We start from the raw sequence: 18582 nt of genomic DNA on the forward strand, positions 1-18582 counted from the left end.
AGCAGTGCAGCTCGTCACCGAGGACAACATCACCGACCTCGCGGCCGCCCGGTGGGCCACCGCGCACGACCCCCGCACCGCGGAGCTGATGAGCGCGCTGGTGCGGCACCTGCACGCCTTCGCCCGCGAGGTGAAGCTGACCGAGGCGGAGTGGATGGCCGCCATCCAGTGGCTCAACCGCACGGGGCAAATCAGCAACGAGAAGCGCGAGGAGTTCATCCTCACCTCCGACGTGCTGGGCCTGTCGATGCTGGTCGTGCAGATGAACCAGCGGCTGGACCCCCGCGCCACCCCGGCCACCGTGCTCGGGCCCTTCCACATCGACGGGTCCCCCGAGCTCGGCTACGGCGAGGACATGTCCGAGGACGTGTCGGGCACCCCGCTGTTCCTGCACGGCCGGGTCGTGGACCTCGACGGCAACCCGGTCGGCGGCGCGGTCCTCGACGTGTGGCAGGCCGACGACGACGGGCTGTACGAGACCCAGCACCCCGAGGTCGACGAGGCCCGGCTGCGCGCCAAGTACACCGCCCGGGAGGACGGCTCGTTCGCCATCCGCACGGTGGCGCCGCTGGGCTACACCATCCCGATGGACGGCCCGGTCGGCGAGCTCATCTCCCGCACCGACATCTCCGAGTACCGCCCGGCCCACTTCCACGTGCTGCTCAACGTGCCTGGCTACCGGCCGCTGATCACGCACCTGTTCCAGGAGGGCGCCGACTACCTGGACAGCGACGTCGTGTTCGGCGTCAAGGAGCAGCTGGTCGTGCACTACGAGCCGCACGAGGGCGGGACGTTCCCCGACGGCACCCCGGTCGAGGGGCCGTGGTTCGAGGCCACCTACGACTTCGTGCTGCAGCCGGCCTGACGCCTCAGCGCCCCGGCGGCTGACCACCGCCGCCGGGGCCGCCGCCGGTCCCCCCGCCCACCGAGCCGCCACCGGCCTGGGTGGTCGTGTCGACGCCGACACCCATCGCGACCGCGTAGCCGGCGTCGACCGACCCGGTGACGGTCGGGGTCTCCAGCTCCCAGCCGTCGGAGAAGACGCCGTCGGTGGCGAGGCTGACGCGGGACAGGTTGGCCACCGACGCCTCGTACCCGTCGGTGGCGTACACGGCCTCGCAGGCGTCCTGCGGCAGCGCGACCTGGGAGGTGGCGACGGCGCTGGTCGAGTCGGTGATCGAGTCGACGTCGGGGTAGACCTCGACGTGGATGTGCGGCCACCGGCCGTCGTAGCAGGCCGGCCAGGTGCTGGTGAAGGTCACGACCCCGTCGGCGTCGGCGACCTGCACGCCGCGCAGGAAGTTCTGGTCGGTGACGCCGTCGGAGTACAGCGAGTAGCCGCCCTCCCGGGTGGCGTGCCAGACGTAGACCGCGGCGCCCTCGTAGGGCACCCCGGCGGCCAGGTCCTGCACCGTCAGGGTCAAGGTCATGGGCACGCCCTCGGCGGTGCCCGAGAACTCGCCGAAGCTGGTGGTGATGTCCGAGCGCACGATCCCGCTCTGCGACAGCACGTCCGGGCCGTTGGAGCCGTCGCCCGGGTAGGGGCCGGCCGTCTCCTCCGGGATCTCCCCGGTCGAGGTGGTCGAGGTGGTCGCCGCCGCCGCGCTGGTCGTCGTGCTGCTGCTGCCGCCGCAGGCGGCCAGCCCGAGGCCTGCGGCGCCGATGCCGAGGAACCCCAGCACGCGGCGGCGGCTGAGCAGGGTGTCCAGGTCGAACCGGAGCCCCTGGTCGACCACCTCCTCGTCGGGGCGGGGCAGCGGGCGGCCTTCGTAGCTCGTCGTCATGCACCCACCGTGCGGGCCGTCCCCGAGCACCCGGTCAGCGACACCTGTGCGCCCCGTGTGCACCCGCTGCGGCCCCGGACGGGGCGCCGGGGTGTCGGAGGGGCGCGGGAGACTGCACCCGTGGTGTCGACGGTCGTGCTGCGGCGGGTGGGCGACGGCGTCCGCGCGCACGCCGACGACGGTGCCGTGCACGACCTGGCCCGCGCCGACCTGCCCGCGTGGGTGACCTCCCGCGAGGCCGACCGCCCCCGCTGGGTCTGGGACGACACCACCCGGTGGTACCCGCGGCTGCTGGCCGCCGGCGTCCGGGTGGAGCGCTGCACCGACCTGCGGCTGACCCACGCGGTCCTGCGCCGCTCCCCCCACGTCGACCAGCAGCTGCTGGCCGACGACGGCTGGGACGCCCTGGCCCCGGTGGTGCCCGAGGAGGCCACGCTCTTCGCCCTCGACGACCCCGCCGACGCCCTGGACCCGGTCGCCGAGCACGCCCGCCAGCAGCGGGCGCTGGCCGCCTCCACCGAGCGCGGGCGGCTGGGGCTGCTGCTGGCCGCGGAGTCCGCCGCCGCGCTGGTGGCCGCCGAGATGCAGCACGCCGGCATGCCGTGGCGGGCCGACGTGCACGACCGGCTGCTCTCCGCGCTGGTCGGTCCGCGCCCGCCCGCCGGGCAGCGCCCGGCCGGGCTGGAGGCGATGCTGCCGGGCATCCGCGCCGCGTTCGGCCAGCCGGCGCTCAACCCCGACTCCCCCGTCGAGCTGCTGGCCGGGCTGCGGGCCGCCGGGCTGGACGTCGCCGACACCCGCTCCTGGACGCTGCGCGAGCTCGACCACCCCGGCATCGAGCCGCTGCTGCGGTACAAGAAGCTGCTGCGGCTGGTGCAGGCCAACGGCTGGGCGTGGCTGGACACCTGGGTGCGCGACGGCCGGTTCCGCCCGGTCCTGCTGCCCGGCGGCGTGGTCACCGGCCGGTGGGCCGCGCAGGGCGGCGGTGCGCTCAGCGCCCCGGTGCAGCTGCGCGGGGCCGCGGTGGCCGACGAGGGCTGGCGGTTCGTCGTCGCCGACGTCGCCCAGCTCGAGCCCCGGGTGCTGGCCGGCATGAGCCGCGACGCCGCGATGGCGCAGGCCGCGCGGGCCCGCGACCTCTACCAGGGCGTGGTGGACGCCGGCGTGGTCGCCACCCGCGCGCAGGCCAAGGTCGGGCTCATCGGCGCGCTCTACGGCGGCACCCGCGGCGAGAGCGGGCTGGTGCTGCCCCGGCTGGCCCGCCGCTACCCGGCCGCCCTGGGCCTGGTGGAGCAGGCGGCCCGGGCCGGCGAGCGCGGCGAGGTGGTCACCACCCTGCTGGGCCGGGGCTCCCCGCGGCCGGGTCCGTTCGGCGGCGCGGACGACGACGACAGCCACGATGCGGTGGCCGGGCGGGCCGCCGACGCGCGGCGCCGCTCGTGGGGCCGGTTCACCCGCAACTTCGTCGTGCAGGGCACCGGCGCGGAGTGGGCGTCGTGCTGGCTGGCCGACCTCCGGAACCGGTTGTGGCGCCTCGGCGGGGGCAGGCTGACCGACCGGCCGCACCTGGTGTTCTTCCTGCACGACGAGGTGGTCGTGCACACCCCCGAGGCGCTGGCCGGCGAGGTCACCGAGGCGGTGCGGGCCGCGGCCGCCGAGGCCGGCCGGCTGCTGTTCGGCACCTTCCCCGTCGACTTCCCCCTGGACGTCGCGGTGGTCGCGTCCTGGGCCGACGCCTGAGCGCACCTACCATCCGCGGGTGCCCTCCGACCGGGTCCAGCAGCTGGTGGACTCCCTCGCCGAGCAGCTGCAGCGCTCCGTCGTCGTGGACGACCCGCAGGTGCGGCTGCTCGCCACCAGCCGGCACTTCGGCGACGAGGACGACGTCCGGGTCCGCGCGGTGCTGCAGCGCGACGCCGGCAGCGCCGCGGTGGCCCACGTGCTCGGCGCCGGGGTGGCCGGCTGGCAGCGGGCCGGCTGGATCCCCGCCGAGCCGGGCATCGGCATGCACCCGCGGTGGTGCCTTCCGGTTCGGTGGCAGGGCGAGCTGCTCGGCCTGCTCATGGTCATCGACGCGCACGCCGGGCTGTCGGCCGCCGAGACCGGGCTGATCGCCGCGGCCGGGGAGCAGCTGGCCGCCGTCCTGGTGGCCGACCGGCACGCCGCCGACGCCGCCACCGCCGAGCGGGACGCCGCGGTCGCCGCGCTGCTGTCCCCGCTGCCCGCCGACCGGGCGCGGGCCCTCGCCGAGCTGGCCGGCACGCTGCCCGCCGGACGGCACATCCGGGCCGTGGCGCTGCGGCTCACCGACGTCGCCCCGGAGGACGCCGAGCAGGCCCGCGCCGCCGTCCGCCGGGCGCTGGCCGCGCGGCCGGGCACGCTCGCCACCGCCGGCCCCGACGCCGGCACCGCGCTGCTGGTCACCGCCGGCCCGTTGGACGGCGTCGCCGCGGCGGAGGCCGCCCGGCGCATGGTCGCGGAAGCCCGGGCCGTCGCGGCGGGCAGGTTCGGCGCGGTCGCCGGCACCGGCCCGGGCGTCGAGGGCCTGGACCGGGCGTGGACATCGGCCCGCACCGCGGCGCTGGCCACCCGGGCGGTGCCGCGGCTGCAGCCCGGCCCGGTCGTGGACGGCACCGCCCTCGGGGTGCACGAGGTGCTGCTGCGGGTGCCCGCCGAGGCCTGGGACGAGACCGCGCTGCCCCCGGAGCTGCACGCGCTGCGCGCCGCCGACCCGCGGGGCCGGCTGACCGCGACCCTGGCCGCCTGGTTGGACGCCGGCGGCAACGCCCCGGCCGCTGCGGATGCCGTGCACGTGCACCGCACCACGCTGCACTACCGGCTGGACCGGGTCCGCGAGCTCACCGGCGCCGACCTCGACGACGGTGCCACCCGGCTGCGCCTGCACCTCGGCCTGCAGGTGGCCCGGTACCTGGGATGGTTCCTCCCTGGCGAGCACGGGGGGCCCTGACCCTGCTCGCCGGGGAGGTGGTGCTCCAGGTCACAGCCCACCGATGATCAGCTCATGGCCACGTACACCACGACCGACGGCGTCGACCTGGACGTCCGCGACACCGGCGCCACCGACAGCGGCCGCACCCTGGTGCTGGTGCACGGCTGGTCCCAGTCCCGCGCGACGTGGGACCGGGTCCTCCCGCTGCTGGCCGCACGGCACCGGGTGGTCAGCTACGACCAGCGCGGCCACGGGCTGTCGGGCAAGCCCGACCACGGCGCCCGGGTGGCCCGGCTGGCCGCCGACCTCCGCGAGGTCACCGCGCACCTGGGTCTGCGCTCCTACGACCTGGTCGGGCACTCGATGGGCGCATCGGTCGGCTGGAGCCTGATCGACAGCTTCGGCACCGGCTCGCTGGACTCCTTCACCGTGCTCGACCAGCCCAGCGCCTGCGTGGTGCAGCCGTGGATGACCCCCGAGGAGGGGGCGGCGGCGGGCGCGATCCTGGACTTCCCCAGCACCGAGGGGTTCGTCGGCGCGGTCGGGGGCCCGGAGGCCCACGAGCCGCGGCACGCCTTCCTCACCTCGATGCTGAGCACGGACATCCCCGCCGACGACCTGGCGCACCTGTTCGAGGAGAACCTGCGGATGCCCGGCCCCTGGGGCGCCCGGCTGCTGCTCGACCACGCCATGCAGGACTGGCGCGACGTGCTGCCGCTCATCGACGTCCCGGTGCTGGTGGTCGGCGGTGAGGTCAGCCACGTCTCCCCCGACTCGCAGCGCTGGACCGCCGAGCACATCCCGGGCGCGCAGCTGCGGGTGTTCACCCGGTCCGAGGGCGGGTCGCACTTCCCGTTCTTCGAGGGCCCGGAGACCTTCGCGACGGCGCTGCTGGAGTTCCTCGACGGCACCCCGGGGCCCCGTGCCTGACCTCCGGCTGGCCGGTCGCACCGCCGTCGTGTTCGGCGGCGGGACGACCACCGGCGGTCCCGACGGGATCAGCTCCATCGGCGCCGCCTCGGCACGCACGTTCGCCCGGCAGGGAGCACGGGTCGCCGTCGTCGACCGGGACGCCGCGGCCGCCGACCGCACCGTCGCCGCGGTGCGGGCCGACGGCGGCGACGCGGAGGCGCTGGTCGCCGACGTCACCGACCCCGCGCAGGTGCAGGCCGCCGTCGCCGCCGTCGTGGACCGCACCGGCCGGCTGGACGTCGTGCAGAACACCGTCGGCGCGACCGTGCTCGGTGCCGTCGAGGACCTGACGCTGACCGACTGGCACCGCGCGCTGGCGGTCAACCTGGACAGCGTCTTCCTCACCGCGCAGGCGACCCTGCCGCACCTGCTGGTGCGGGGCGGGTCGATGGTGAACGTGTCCTCGACGGCTTCGATCCGCTGGACCGGCTACCCCTACCCCGGCTACGCCGCCGCGAAGGCGGGGGTGAACCAGCTGACCCGGAGCCTCGCGCTGCAGTACGCCGACCGCGGCGTCCGGGTCAACGCACTGCTGGTGGGGCTGGTGGACACCCCGCTGGTCTACGCCCAGCTGGCCGGGGACGCCTCGGTCGAGCAGGTGCGCGCCGAGCGGGACGCGCTGAGCCCGACCGGCCGGATGGGCACCGCGCAGGACGTGGCCGACGCCGCCCTGTTCCTCGCCTCCGACGAGTCCCGCTACGTCACCGGCGTGCTCCTGCCGGTGGACGGCGGCCTCTCGGCGCGGGCGATGTAGGTCCGGGCCTGCGACAGGTCAGGGCTCGCGCAGCACGGTGCCCAAGGGCACCCGCCGGCGGGCCCGGGCCTCGGCGAGCACGGTGACGCCGACCGCGAGCAGCGGCGGCACCACGACGACCGGCAGCCACCCCGGGACGACGAGCGCCGGGTCGACCGCCTGACCGGTGAGCAGCCGCAGGCCCAGCGGCCCGGACACCAGCGCGGCGACGGCCACCCCGAGCAGCACCCCGGGCACGGCGGTGGACAGCACCCCGGGCAGCAGCTCCAGCAGGGTGACCGCGCGGGCCTGCCGCTCCCCCAGCCCCAGCGTCCGCAGCACCCCGGACGTCCCCCGCCGCCGGCGGGCACCGGCGACCCCGCCGAGCACGACGGCCAGCACCGCCAGCCCGAGCAGGACGCCGGCGGTCACCACCCCGAGGACGGCGAGCCCGCGGGGCAGCGGCGCGTCGGCCACCGCGGCCAGCCGGTCGGCACGCAGCTCGACGGCGCCCCCGGGGACGGCGGAGGCGGCGGCCGCGGCACCCGGGCCGGTCAGCCAGAGCACGTCGGGCACGGCCAGGTCCGCCGGGACCGCCGAGGGCGGCAGCAGCACCGTGGTCGGCCCGGGCGGCAGGGTGCCGGCGACGGTGAACGGCACGGCCTGCCCGTCCAGCAGCACCGTCCCGTCACCGCCGACGTCGGGGGTGACCAGCGCGCGGTCCCCGAGGCCGGCCAGGCCGTCGACGTCGGGGAGCGGCGTGCTGCCCACCAGCTGCGCGTAGGCGTCGGGGTCGACCACCACGACCCGGGTGCGGGCGCCGCCGGCGGCGGTGGACAGCTGCACGCCCTCGGCGACCCGGGCGGGGACGGCGAGGTCGACACCGGGGGCCGAGGACAGGTCGAGGTCGGGCAGCGGGTCGGCGGTGACCGTGGCGTCGGCGCCGACCGCGGTCCACGAGGCCTCCACCTGCCCCGCCCGCGTCGTCGTCCCCAGGCACACCACGGTCACCGCGAGCGCGACCACGGCGGTCAACGCCACCGGGGCCAGCACCGCGGGCGACCGGGCGCCGGCGGCGGCCAGCAGCGCCACCGCCCCGCGGGCCCGCCGCGCCGGGCGCAGCAGGGCTGCGGTCACCGCCGGCTGCACCCGGGCCACCAGCACGGCCCCGGCCAGGACGGCGAGCGCGGGTGCCGCCACGGCCAGCGTCCCGCCGGGCACGCCGCGGGACCGCAGCGCCAGCACCGCGCCCACCGCGAGCAGCAGCAGCGCCAGGTCGACCGCCCCGCGTCGCAGCTGCGCCTCCCGGCGGGCCCGGGCCCGTGCCCGGGTGTCCAGCGGCACCGGCCGGCCTCCGGTCGCGGCGTCGGCCGCCCGCATGCCCAGCACCGGCAACGCGACCGCCCCCGCCACCGCCACCGGCACCACCCCGGCCAGCGCGGCCGCCCACGGCACCGCTGCCGGGGCCAGCAGGATCCCGGCCAGGAGACCGGTGCCCACCCCGACGACGGTGAGCACCGCGCCGTCGGCCAGCAGCGCCGTGCCCAGCCCGGGCAGCGACCCGCCGCGGGCCCGGGACAGACCCAGCACCCGGTCGCGCCGGCCGACGAGCGCCGCCGCGGCCAGCAGCAGCACCAGCGCGGTGGCCAGGCCGACCGCGGCGACGAGGACGGCGGCCTGGGCGCGGGCGGCGTCCAGGGTGGCGGTGGCGTCGTCGAGCAGGTCGGCCAGCCTGCTGTCCACCCGCGGCAGCGGGGACACCCCCAGCAGGACCGGCGCGGCGCGCACCTCGGTGACCGCGCGGGCCACGGCGTCGGCGCCGGGCGCGGTGAGCCCGGCCGGCCGGGCCGGGAAGGTCACCGTGCGCACCAGCGGGCCCGCCGCGACCCCGGCGTCGGGCAGGGACGCGTCGCCGAGCAGGAGGGACAGCGCGGTGCGCCGGGCCGCGCCGGCCCCGCGGGTGGCGGGCTCCAGCAGCCGGGGCGTGCGCCCCCAGGCCGGGTCGGCGGGGTCGTCCGGGGTGAACACCCCGCTGACCAGCACGTCGACCGTCCGGCCGTCGGGGGTGCGGGCGGCCAGCCGGTCGCCGGGGCCGACGCCGAGCGCGGCGGCGGCCGGGGCGCCGATCCCGGCCTGCACCTCGCCGTCCGCGGTGGCGGCGACCGGTGCGGCGCCGGCGGTCCAGGTGACCGCGGCGCCGCCGTCGCGGGCCACCCAGGTCAGCCGTGCCCCGGTCGGGCCCAGCTGCACCGCGACCGCCGGGGGCAGGGTGAGCGCGAGGTCCCGGGTGGTGGCCAGGGCCACCGGGGTGCCGACCGCGCCGACCAGCGGGTCCGGCAGCCGGCCGGCCACGGCGGCGGCAAGGGCCCGGGTGTCGGTGGCGGCCCCGGCCTCCCGGCGGACCGTGTCGCCGAGGTCCTCGGGGAAGGGCGCGGTGACCACCGTGTCCGCGCCGGTGCCTGCGTCGGCGACCGCCGCCCGGACGGCGTCGTCGGCGGTGGCCGCGACGGCCGCCGGCACCACCACGGCCAGCGCGGTGGCCACCGCGAGCACCAGCAGCGCCACGACCCAGGCGGCGGGGGCGGCGAGCACCTGGGCGCGGCCGCCGCGCAGCGGCACCCCCCACCTCACGAGCTGCCCTCCCGGAGCACCGCGGGGACGTCGACCCGCACCAGCGCACGCGCCACCGGCAGCACCACGGCCGACCCCACCAGGGCCAGCCCGGCCGCCACGACGGCCCAGGTCACCCACGGGGTCTGCACCGTGGCGGCCGGCACCGCCGCACCGCTGGCCGCCGGCGCCACCAGCACGGTCCCGACCGCGCCGACCACGGCGCCGAGGAGCACGGCGACCACCGTGCCGGCGACGTGCCGGGCGACCACGACACCCCGCACGGTGCGGCGGGGCACGCCGAGCCCGAGCAGCCGGGCCGCCTCGGCCCGCCCGCCGCTGCGCACCGCCGCGGCCTGCAGCACCGCGCCGGTGGAGGCCAGCAGCGCGCCACCGACCGCGACCAGGGCCAGCGCGGTGGGCAGGCCGACCTGCAGCGGGCCGGTGCGCAGCTCGTCGGCCAGCCCGGTGCGGGTCACCGCGCCGGGCAGCGCGGCGCCGGGGCGCGGCCCGCCGACCCACCAGGCCTGCGGCGGACCGGGCAGCTCCCCGGCGGCGAGCAGCACGCGGGTCAGCGTGCCGGCGTCGGCCAGCACACCGGGTGCGCCGGGGACCGAGGGCACGTCGGGCACCGTGCCGACCAGCTGCGCGCGGACCGCGGCGTCGCCGACGGTCAGGGAGACCGTGTCGCCGTCGCCCAGCCCGAGGTCGCCGGCCAGCCCGCCGGACAGCACGACCGGGAGCGCGGACGGCGCCGGCTGCGGGGTGAGCACGACGCGCTCGGGGGTGACGGCCAGCCCGGTCGGGAAGAGCCGACCGGTCAGCTGCAGCCGGTCCTCGGCCAGGCGCGCGTCGGTGACGCCGCCGTCCGTGCCGGGGACCGCGACGGACCAGCCGGCCGCCGCGGCCGGGAGGTCGACCTCCACGGTGACGGGCACGGTCGCCTCCGGGTCGACGACCACCTCGTCCACGGCGACGTCGAGGACCACCCCGACGACGGCGCCGCCGGCCGGCACGGCCACCCCGGCGTCGTGCGGCGCGCCGTCCAGCGGGGTGATCGCGCCGGTGACGACGACCGGCAGGTCCCCGGCCAGCAGGACGGTCGTCGTGACCGACACCGGCTGCCGGCCCGCGCTGCCGGTGACCGTCACGGCGCCGGGCCCGGGCACCCCGGCCGGCGCCGGGCCGGGGACCAGGCCGGCGGTGGCGCTGCCCCAGTCCTGGCCCGCGGGCAGCCGGCCGCGCAGCACCTCGCCGGCGACCGCGGTGTCCACCGCGACCAGCCGGGGCGCAGCACCGTCGGTGCGCAGCACGGAACCCGAGGACACCGCCCGCTCCAGCACCGGGCTGACCGTGCCGCCGGTCCCCTCGCGCACCGCGGCGCCGTCGAGGCCGTCGGCGGGGACGGCGAGGTCGGTGCCCACCCGCAGGTCGGCCTGGTCGGTGCGGGACACCGCCCAGGTGGCGTGCACCCCGGCCGCGGCCACCACCGCCGCGGTGGCCAGCACCAGCAGCGCAGCCGCGCCCGACGCGAGCGGCCGCCGGGCCAGGTCGCCGGCCACCAGCACAGGCACCAGCCGGTCGCCGCGGACCGCCCGCCGGTCGGCGAGCCGGGCCAGCAGCGGCGGCAGGCGGAGCGACAGCGCGGTGCCGGCGGCGAGCACCAGCACCGGCGCGCCCACCAGCGCCGGGTCGGCACCCGTCCGGTCGGTCAGGCTCGCCACGGCGAGCGCGGCGAGGCCGGCCAGCAGCAGGTCGGCGCCGGAGCGGGCCAGCGCGCCCCGCGGGGCGGCCCGGCCGGGTGCGGGCTGCCGGGTGGCGAGCACCGCCAGGCCCACGGCCAGCACCAGCGCGGCGGCGAGCACAGGCAGCACCGCCGCCGCGGGCAGCAGCGCACCGGGCACCGAGCCGGGCAGCCGGTCGGCCAGCACGACCCGCGCAGCGAGCGCGGCCAGCGGGAGCGCGACCGTGGCGGCGGCGAGGGCGAGGACGGTGGCCTCCGGCAGTGCCCGGGCGGCGAGCTGGCGGCGGGTGCCCCCGCGGGTGCGCAGCAGCGCGGTCTCCCCCCGCCGCCGGTCCCCGAGCACCCGCGCGGCGGTGCCCAGCGCGACCAGGGTGACCGCGCCGGCCAGCACGGCGACCGCGAGCACCGCACCCCGCGTGCCCGCCTGCTGGGCGGCGACCCCGGCCAGCGTCCCGGCGAGCGGGTCCACCACCCGGCTGGTGCCCTCGGTCGCCGCCCGCACCGCGCCGGGCAGCCCGGCCAGCCGGTCGGCGAGGTCGGCCGGGACGACGACGACGTCCGGTGCGGCCCGCAGCGCGACCCGCTCCACCCCGGGCCCGGCGGCGAGCAGGGTGGCCGGGTCGACCAGGAAGGGCCCGGCGGCCGGCAGCCGCAGCGAGCCGAAGACGCCGAACTCCAGGTCGGGCACCGCGCCGGCGCCCGCGAGCCGGTCGCGGTCCCACGCACCGGCGCGCGGCTGGACGAGACCGACCACCTGCACGGTGACCGGGGCGGTCTCGGCGGCGCCCTCCAGACCGGTGCCGGGGGCCAGCTCCACCACGTCGCCCACCTGCAGCCCCAGCGCCTCGGCCGCGGCGACGGGCAGCGCCGCGGGCCACGCCGCACCGGCGGGTGCACCGGGCCAGCTGCCGGCGACCAGGTCGGCCCGGGCCGTGAGGTCGTCGACGCCGGTCAGCCAGCCCAGCCGCCGTCCGTCCGGCCCGGCGGGCAGGTCGCGCAGCGTCGAGGTGGTCCAGGTCGAGAGCCTGGGGTCCAGCGGCGCCAGCGCCGCGGTCAGCTCGGCACCGGCCCCCGCGGCCTCGCCGGCCGGGTCGGCCGGCAGGTCGGTGAGCTCGACGTCGACCCGCAGGTCCGCGGCCGGGGTGGCCGCCAGCGCGGACTGCCGCGCCCGGTCGGCGCCGGTGGTGAGCAGCAGCGCGCAGGAGGCCAGCACGGTCAGCCCGGCGACGAGCACGACGAGGACGACGCCGAGCAGCCCGGCCTGGGCCCGGCTCCGGGCGAGCAGCGTCACGCCTCGACCAGCTGCCCGTCGACGACGTGGACGACCCGGTCGGCCAGCGCGACCATCACCGGGTCGTGCGTGGACACCAGAGCGGCGACGCCCTCGGCCTCCACCACCCCGCGGACCAGCGCCATGACCGCCAGCCCGGTCTCCCGGTCCAGCTGACCGGTGGGCTCGTCGGCGACGAGCAGCCGGGGCGAGCCGGCCAGCGCCCGGGCCAGCGCGACCCGCTGCTGCTGGCCGCCGGAGAGCTCGTCGGGGCGCTGGGTGGCGTGCGGGGTCAGCCCGACCAGGTCCAGCAGCCGGGCGACGCGCTGCTCCCGCTCGGCCGCGGGCACCCGGCGCAGCCGCAGGGGCACGCCCACGTTCTCGGCCGCGGTGAGCACTGGCACCAGCCCGAACGTCTGGAAGACCGAGGAGACGACGTCCCGGCGCAGCGCGACCAGGCCGTCGTCGTCCAGCGCGCCGACGTCGGTGCCGGCCACGTGGACGGTGCCGGTGTCGGGCCGGTCCAGGCCGCCGACCAGGTTGAGCAGGGTGGTCTTGCCCGACCCGGACCGCCCGACCAGCGCGACCAGCTCGCCGGGGGCCACGGTGAGGGACACCCCGCGCAGCGCGTGCACGGCGGCGGGCCCGCGGCCGAACGTGCGGTGCACGCCGGCCACCTCGACGAGGGGGCTCACCGGGCGCCCGCGTCCCGGTGCACGGCGACGTGGTCGGCCTCGAGGGTCAGCCGCACCCGGCGGGTGAGGTCCAGCGCGGTCCGGTACTCGGCGGGCAGCTGCAGCCGGCCGGCCCGGTCGAGCACCGCGAACTCCTCGGCCACGACGGGTGCGCCGTCGTCGGTGGGCCGGCGCAGCACCTCGCTGGCGGTGCGGCCGTCGCGGATGGCCACCGTGCGCTCGACCTGGTCGGACACGGTGGCGTCGTGGGTGACCACCACGACCGTCGTCCCCAGGTCGCGGTTGACCGCCCGGAAGGCCTCGTAGACCTGCTGGGAGCTGGTGGTGTCCAGCTCGCCGGTGGGCTCGTCGGCCAGCAGGACGGCGGGGGTGTTGGCCAGCGCGACGGCGATGGCCACCCGCTGCTGCTCACCGCCCGAGCAGGCGGCGGGGCGGCGGTCGGCGACGTGCGGCACGCCGACGAGGTCCAGCAGCTCGGCGACCCGGGCGGCCCGGCCGCGGCGGGGTGCACCGGCCAGCGCCAGCGGGAGCGCCACGTTCTCCGCGGCGGTCAGCCACGGCACCAGGTTCTGCGCGGTCTGCTGCCGGACCACACCGACCACCGAGCGGCGGTAGGCCACCCGGTCGGCGCGGGACAGCGCGGTCAGGTCCCACCCACCGACGGTGACCCGGCCGGCCGTGGGGGCGTCGGACCCGGCGAGGACCGCCAGCAGGGTGGACTTGCCCGACCCGGAGGCGCCGACGACGGCGAGCACCTCGCCGTCGTCGACCACCAGGTCCAGGCCCTGCAGGGCCTGGACCTCGACCGACCCGGACCGGTGGATGCGGACCAGCGACTCGCAGACCACGAGCGCCGCCATCCCACCCCCACTGGTTGCACGGTGCACCCGGGGCGGGATGTTAGCGGTCTCACACCGGTCCGGGTCGGACCTGCTCCACCACGACGGCGCTCGAGGTGTCCTCGTCCGGGGTGCCGGGCGCGCAGCGGCCGACGCCCAGCAGCACCCCGAGGACGACCACGACGGCCAGCACCACCACCCCGAGCACGTAGGCGCGGCCGGTGCGGCGGGAGAACCGGCCCTGCTCCCCCCGCCGCGGGTCCTCGCTCACGAGCCCGGCTCGAAGACGGTCCGGACGCAGCCGTCCTCCTTGGCCTTGAAGATCCGGTAGCCCTCCGCCGCCTGCGACAGCGGCATGGTGTGGGTGGCCAGGTGCTCGGTGGTGAGCGCCCCGCTCTCCATGTGGGCCAGGATCTCCGGGACGTAGCGCTGGCCGTGCTGCTGCGCCCCGCGCACGGTCAACCCCTTGTTCATCAGGGCGCCCAGCGGGAACTTGTCGACCATGCCCGCGTAGACGCCGAGCACGAACACGCTGCCGCCCTTGCGGCAGGCCCGGATGGCCTCCCGCACCGCCGAGGGCCGGTCGGTCTGCAGCCGCAGCTGCTGCTTGACCTGGTCGAAGGCGCCCTGCACACCGGTGCTGTGCGCCTCCATGCCGACCGCCTCGATGCACACGTCGGGCCCGCGGCCGCCGGTCCGCTCCCGCAGCTCGGCGACGACGTCGGTGGTGGAGAAGTCGACCGCCTCGGCGCCGATGTGCGTGCGCACCTGCGCCAGCCGCTCGGGCAGCCGGTCGATGACCACCACCTGCTCGGCGCCCAGCAGCATCGCCGCCCGCGCGGCCATCTGGCCCACCGCGCCGGCGCCCCACACCGCGACGACGTCCCCGGGCTGGGTGCCGCCCAGGTGCGCGCCGGTCCAGCCGGTGGTCACCGAGTCCGAGGCGAACAGCGCCCGGGTGTCGGAGACCCCGTCGGGGACGACGAAGCAGCCGACGTCGGCGTAGGGCACCCGCATGTACTCGGCGTGGCTGCCGGCGTAGCCGCCCATGGCGTGCGAGTAGCCGAAGCAACCGCCCGGGCTCTGGCCCCACAGGCCCTCGGTGATGCCCGGGTCGGGGTTGCCGTTGTCGCACAGGGAGTACAGCTCCTGCGAGCAGTACCAGCACGACCCGCAGGCCACGAAGGACGGGACGACGACCCGGTCGCCGACCTGCACCCGCTGGACCGCCCGGCCCTTCTCCACGACGGTCCCGAGGAACTCGTGGCCCAGCACGTCGCCGGACCGCATCGCCGGGATGTAGCCGCCGATCAGGTGCAGGTCCGAGCCGCAGGTGACCGTCTTGTGGATGCGCAGCAGCACGTCGTGGTCGTTGAGCAGCTGCGGCTCGGGCACGTCCTCCACGGTGACCTCGTCGACCCCGGCCCAGATCGCGGCCTTCACAGCACTCCCTCCCGGGGTGCGCGGGCGGCCGCGCCCTCCAGCGCGGCCCCCTGCGGCGTCGGCCTGCGGGTGCCGTGCGTCGCCGGGTCGACCCGCAGCACCTCGCCCACCTCGGCGAGCTGCTTGGTGCGCCGGAGCGCCGCCCGCAGCTCGCCGATGCGGTCGGCGTCCGGCGTGCCGTGGAACCGGCCGTACAGCTCGGTGCCGCGGCCGCCGGCCGCCGGCTGCATCCGCACCTCGAGGTCGGGGCCGAGGGCCTCGAGCTCGGGGAACGGGCCGGCCAGGTCGTCCCGGAACACGGTGACCGCCCGCCAGCGCCGGGCGGCCACGTCGGCCGGCTCGGTGGTCGAGGCCTGCCCGACGCCGGGGATGCGGGTGTGCTGCAGCTTCCCCAGCGCGGCACCCCCGAGCCCGGCCGCCTGCCGCAGGAGGCGGTCCATCACCGCGAGTCCTGCACGTTCTCCTTGGCCTGCTGCGCCTGGCCCTGCACGTCGCCCGCGGCGGACTGGCCCTCCTCCTTGACGGTCTGCACCGCGTCCTGCGCGGTCGACTGCACCGACTGCAGCGCGTCCTGCGCAGCGGGCTGCAGCTGCTGGGCGGCGTCCTGCGCGACCTGCTTGGCGTTCTCCAGCAGGGGCTGGGCGGCCTGCTCGGCCTGCGCGGCGAGCTCCTTCTCCTTCTGGCTGGTGGGCAGCAGGGAGGAGACCAGCCAGCCGACGCCGAAGGCGATCAGCCCGGCTGCCACCGGGTTGCCGCGGGCGCCCTGCACGGCGGCGTCGGGTGCCTGGGCGATGCCCTGGGCGGCGTCGTGCGCCCGGGCGGTGACCCCGCCGGCCGACGACGAGGAGTCCGAGCCGAACACCCGGCCGCGCAGGTCGTCCACGGCCTGCTTGGTGCGGGTGACCCGGCGGTCGACCACCCGGGCGGGGTTGACCTTCTCGTTGAGCGCGTCGACGTCGTAGCCGAGGTCGGCGCGGGTGGCCTCGATCTGCTGCCGGATGACGTCGGGGTCGTTGCTGGTCACCGGTTCGCTGCTGCTGGTCATCGTGGGGTCCTCTCGGGTGTCAGGAACGGGGGGTGACGGCGTCGGGGACCCGCTGCAGGGTCTCCACCGTCCGCTCGGGCTTGGGGTTGACCTGCTTGAGCCGGCCGCGGCCGACGACGAACAGGACGGCGGCGACGACGGCCCACACCGCGGCGACGATCAGCGCCGCCCAGCCCGCGGGCATCGCGCTGGCCAACCCGGCCCACAGCGCGAGGCTGAGGAACAGCACGGTCAGGTGACCGGCGTAGCCGGCGCCGCCGAGCATCCCGGCGCCGGCGCCGGCCTTCTTGGCCTCCACGGTCAGCTCGGCCTTGGCCAGCGCGAGCTCCTGGCGCATCAGGGTGGACAGGTCGCGGCTGACCTCGCCGATCAGCTCGCCGACCGAGACGCCCTCGACGTCGGGGTGGCCGTCCTCGGTCTGCCGGCCCATCCCTCCGTGCGGCGCGGCGGCCGCGCTGACGTCGGTCGGGCTGACGCCGGGGGCGCCGCCGGGGACCGCACCGTGGGCGCCGCCCGGGTAGGGGGTGCTCACGCCTGGCCACCCCCCAGCGGCTGGTCGGACGCGTAGGGCGACGGCGGGACCGGGCTGTAGCCGGTGACCGGGTCGTAGCCGGGTCCGGTGGCCGGGGGCACGGCGGGCTCCACCACCGGCTCGTAGGCGGGCGCCACGGCCGGCACGGCGGTGCCCGCACCCGGCAGCGGCCCGGTGCCGGTGCGCACGTCGTGCGGCGGGGTCCCCCCGGAGGTCGAACCGGGGGCGGTTCCCTCCTTGTGCGCGGCGACGACGCCGGTGGTGAGCCGGCCGGCGAGCACGCCGGCCACGGCCGCGCCGAGCAGGAAGGCGCCCGGCCGGCGACGGGCGAAGCCGCGGACGTCCTCCAGCAGGTCACCGGGCTCGCGGTCGCGCAGGTGCGCCGCGAAGCCCTCGACCCGGTCGGTGGCCTGCCGCAGCAGGTCGGTGGCCGGGCCCGATCCGCCCTCGCCGTTGGTCAGCGACCGCAGCTCGTCGGCCAGCGCGCCCAGGCTCTCGGCGGCCTTCTGCTGGCCGGCGCGGGCCTGCTCGGTGGCCTGGCCGCGGCCCTGCTGGAGCAGGTCGGTGGCCTGCCGCCGGGCCTCGCCGGCGACCTCCTTCGCCTGGTCGGCGGCGGTGCCGGCGACCTGCTGGGCGGCACCGGCGGCGGTGTGGCCGACCTCGGCCGCCTCGCCCTTGGCGACGTCGGTGGTGGACGGGTCGGACCCGTTCGTGGGGTCCAGGGAGTGCGACACGGGATCTCCTTCGGTCAGCCGGTGACGGCGGGGACGGGCACGGGGGCTTCGTGGACGGCGCGGAGGCGGTGGATCGCGACCAGCCGGTAGAGCACGCCGGCGGCCACGAGGGCGGCGGCGACGGTGGCCACCCCGGGCGCGAGGACGGCGGCCAGCACGGCCAAGAGCAACGTCACCGCCAGGGGCAGGGTCCGGGGAGCGGGCATGGGGGCACCTCTTCCTTCGGGAGGGCGCCGGGCCCCGCGGGGCCCGGCGCGGGTGGCTACTTGAGCGCGTCCTTGGCCTTCTGCAGCAGCGACTCCCCCGGGACCGGCGGGGTGCCGAACAGCCGCGGGTCACCCGGCGGCAGGATCGGCGCGTCGGCGTGCGCGGCGATCGGGGCGGCGGTGAGCTGGTTGTCGGTGCCGTCCAGGGCGGGGCCGTTCGCCCAGCGGCCGCTGGCGGCGTCGGGGCCGTCGGAGGCGTCGATGAAGGTGTAGGCGAACTCGGGGAGCTCCTCCTCCAGCGGGAAGGCCTCCGGGACGGGGATGCCGTCCAGGCCGTCGGCCTTGAGCTCCTCCATCGCGGCCAGCCACTGCTGCTGGTGCATGTGGTCGCGGGTGAGCAGGAAGCGGAGCAGGTCCTTGACGCCGTGGTCGTCGGTCATGTTCCACAGCCGGGCGACCTGCAGCCGGCCCTGCATCTCGGCGGTGGCGTTGTAGGAGAAGTCGGCGAACAGGTTGCCGCTGGCGGTGACGTAGGCCCCGCTCCACGGGTTGCCCATGCTGTCCATGTAGGAGGCGCCGGAGCCGTTGGCGATCAGGTGCTGCGGGTTGTGCTGGCCGTAGCCGGCCGCCGCCTCCTTGGTGCGGTCGGCGGCGTCGGGCTTGAGCGGCGCGTGGTCCAGCAGCCGGTCGATCATCGTCACGATCATCTCGACGTGGGCGAGCTCCTCGGTGCCGATCGCCAGGAGCATGTCCTTGTACTTGCCGGGCAGCCGGCAGTTCCAGCCCTGGAGCAGGTACTGGGTGGCGACGGTCATCTCGCCCCACTGACCGCCCAGGACCTCCTGCATCTTGCGGGCGAAGTCCGGGTCGGGACCGTCGGGCTTGGCCTCGAACTGCAGGGCGTGGGTGTGGGTGAACACGGGCTCTCCTCGGTGCGCTGGGGTGGGGCTCGGGTGACGAGCACCGCGTCGCGGCCTCGACCCCTCACTCCCCACCCCCGGTGGCCCGCCGGGGCCGGTCGGTGG

General features: G+C 77.8%; 18 protein-coding genes. 5 read left to right on the plus strand and 13 right to left on the minus strand.

All coding sequences use genetic code 11. From position 1 onward, the window contains the following. The first annotated feature begins 4 nt into the window (after positions 1–4). On the plus strand, positions 5–865 hold the full coding sequence (locus BLT39_RS09580; protein ID WP_091062174.1) for a dioxygenase family protein: 861 nt from the start codon (positions 5–7) through the stop codon (positions 863–865). 4 nt (positions 866–869) lie between these two features. Here BLT39_RS09580 and BLT39_RS09585 read toward each other — a convergent pair whose 3' ends face one another. Beyond that, a complete protein-coding gene (locus BLT39_RS09585; RefSeq protein ID WP_091062959.1) occupies positions 870–1784 on the minus strand; it encodes an intradiol ring-cleavage dioxygenase in 915 nt (304 codons plus the stop codon). Positions 1785–1904: 120 nt separating this feature from the next. Here BLT39_RS09585 and BLT39_RS09590 point away from each other — a divergent pair, with 120 nt between their 5' ends. Genes BLT39_RS09590 through BLT39_RS09605 form a run of 4 tightly spaced genes read left to right on the plus strand, consistent with a single transcriptional unit; the run spans position 1905 to position 6460 of the window. Then, a complete protein-coding gene (locus BLT39_RS09590; RefSeq protein WP_242658282.1) occupies positions 1905–3524 on the plus strand; it encodes a bifunctional 3'-5' exonuclease/DNA polymerase in 1620 nt (539 codons plus the stop codon). A gap of 19 nt (positions 3525–3543) precedes the next feature. Next, positions 3544–4752, plus strand: coding sequence for a PucR family transcriptional regulator (locus tag BLT39_RS09595; RefSeq protein WP_091062176.1), 1209 nt, complete (start codon positions 3544–3546; stop codon positions 4750–4752). Positions 4753–4806: 54 nt separating this feature from the next. Further along, positions 4807–5664, plus strand: coding sequence for an alpha/beta fold hydrolase (locus tag BLT39_RS09600; protein WP_091062178.1), 858 nt, complete (start codon positions 4807–4809; stop codon positions 5662–5664). Next, positions 5657–6460, plus strand: coding sequence for an SDR family NAD(P)-dependent oxidoreductase (locus BLT39_RS09605; protein WP_091062180.1), 804 nt, complete (start codon positions 5657–5659; stop codon positions 6458–6460). The genes BLT39_RS09600 and BLT39_RS09605 overlap by 8 nt, the downstream gene beginning before the upstream one ends. Before the next feature lie 18 nt (positions 6461–6478). Here the strand turns inward: BLT39_RS09605 and BLT39_RS22380 are convergent, their stop codons facing one another. Genes BLT39_RS22380 through BLT39_RS09665 form a run of 12 tightly spaced genes read right to left on the minus strand, consistent with a single transcriptional unit; the run spans position 6479 to position 18477 of the window. Further along, a complete protein-coding gene (locus tag BLT39_RS22380; RefSeq protein WP_091062182.1) occupies positions 6479–9058 on the minus strand; it encodes an FtsX-like permease family protein in 2580 nt (859 codons plus the stop codon). 8 nt (positions 9059–9066) lie between these two features. Further along, on the minus strand, positions 9067–12084 hold the full coding sequence (locus tag BLT39_RS09615) for an FtsX-like permease family protein (protein WP_091062184.1): 3018 nt from the start codon (positions 12082–12084) through the stop codon (positions 9067–9069). Next, on the minus strand, positions 12081–12758 hold the full coding sequence (locus BLT39_RS09620; RefSeq protein WP_091062185.1) for an ABC transporter ATP-binding protein: 678 nt from the start codon (positions 12756–12758) through the stop codon (positions 12081–12083). The genes BLT39_RS09615 and BLT39_RS09620 overlap by 4 nt, the downstream gene beginning before the upstream one ends. Beyond that, a complete protein-coding gene (locus BLT39_RS09625; protein WP_091062187.1) occupies positions 12755–13618 on the minus strand; it encodes an ABC transporter ATP-binding protein in 864 nt (287 codons plus the stop codon). The genes BLT39_RS09620 and BLT39_RS09625 overlap by 4 nt, the downstream gene beginning before the upstream one ends. A 49-nt stretch (positions 13619–13667) precedes the next feature. Next, positions 13668–13868: a hypothetical protein gene (locus BLT39_RS09630; RefSeq protein WP_091062190.1), complete on the minus strand. Its 201-nt coding sequence runs from the start codon at positions 13866–13868 to the stop codon at positions 13668–13670. Then, positions 13865–15040: a zinc-dependent alcohol dehydrogenase gene (locus tag BLT39_RS09635; protein ID WP_091062193.1), complete on the minus strand. Its 1176-nt coding sequence runs from the start codon at positions 15038–15040 to the stop codon at positions 13865–13867. Before BLT39_RS09635 ends, BLT39_RS09630 begins: the two co-directional genes overlap by 4 nt. Further along, positions 15037–15480: a hypothetical protein gene (locus tag BLT39_RS09640; RefSeq protein WP_091062962.1), complete on the minus strand. Its 444-nt coding sequence runs from the start codon at positions 15478–15480 to the stop codon at positions 15037–15039. Before BLT39_RS09640 ends, BLT39_RS09635 begins: the two co-directional genes overlap by 4 nt. Further along, complete coding sequence (locus tag BLT39_RS09645; protein WP_242658283.1) at positions 15480–16085, minus strand: DUF3618 domain-containing protein; 606 nt, start codon at positions 16083–16085, stop codon at positions 15480–15482. Before BLT39_RS09645 ends, BLT39_RS09640 begins: the two co-directional genes overlap by 1 nt. Positions 16086–16104: 19 nt before the next feature. Next, positions 16105–16617 carry a phage holin family protein gene (locus tag BLT39_RS09650; protein WP_242658284.1) on the minus strand — a complete coding sequence of 171 codons (513 nt, stop codon included), beginning with the start codon at positions 16615–16617 and terminating at the stop codon, positions 16105–16107. Further along, entirely contained in the window at positions 16614–17351 is a 738-nt protein-coding gene (locus BLT39_RS22385) for a hypothetical protein (RefSeq protein WP_165640220.1), read from the minus strand. The genes BLT39_RS09650 and BLT39_RS22385 overlap by 4 nt, the downstream gene beginning before the upstream one ends. A 14-nt stretch (positions 17352–17365) precedes the next feature. Beyond that, a complete protein-coding gene (locus tag BLT39_RS09660; protein ID WP_091062195.1) occupies positions 17366–17557 on the minus strand; it encodes a hypothetical protein in 192 nt (63 codons plus the stop codon). A gap of 56 nt (positions 17558–17613) precedes the next feature. Further along, complete coding sequence (locus tag BLT39_RS09665; RefSeq protein ID WP_091062197.1) at positions 17614–18477, minus strand: manganese catalase; 864 nt, start codon at positions 18475–18477, stop codon at positions 17614–17616. Between the last annotated feature and the right edge of the window lie 105 nt (positions 18478–18582).

Source organism: Klenkia brasiliensis (assembly GCF_900100695.1).
In the GTDB taxonomy this organism is placed as follows: Bacteria; Actinomycetota; Actinomycetes; order Mycobacteriales; family Geodermatophilaceae; genus Klenkia; species Klenkia brasiliensis.

Coding starts and splice junctions, on each gene's coding strand:
- BLT39_RS09585 (WP_091062959.1), bottom strand. CDS start 1,784: ATGACGACGAGCTACGAAGGCCGCCCGCTGCCCCGCCCCGACGAGGAG.
- BLT39_RS09600 (WP_091062178.1), top strand. CDS start 4,807: ATGGCCACGTACACCACGACCGACGGCGTCGACCTGGACGTCCGCGAC.
- BLT39_RS09625 (WP_091062187.1), bottom strand. CDS start 13,618: ATGGCGGCGCTCGTGGTCTGCGAGTCGCTGGTCCGCATCCACCGGTCC.
- BLT39_RS09640 (WP_091062962.1), bottom strand. CDS start 15,480: ATGGACCGCCTCCTGCGGCAGGCGGCCGGGCTCGGGGGTGCCGCGCTG.
- BLT39_RS09645 (WP_242658283.1), bottom strand. CDS start 16,085: ATGACCAGCAGCAGCGAACCGGTGACCAGCAACGACCCCGACGTCATC.
- BLT39_RS09660 (WP_091062195.1), bottom strand. CDS start 17,557: ATGCCCGCTCCCCGGACCCTGCCCCTGGCGGTGACGTTGCTCTTGGCC.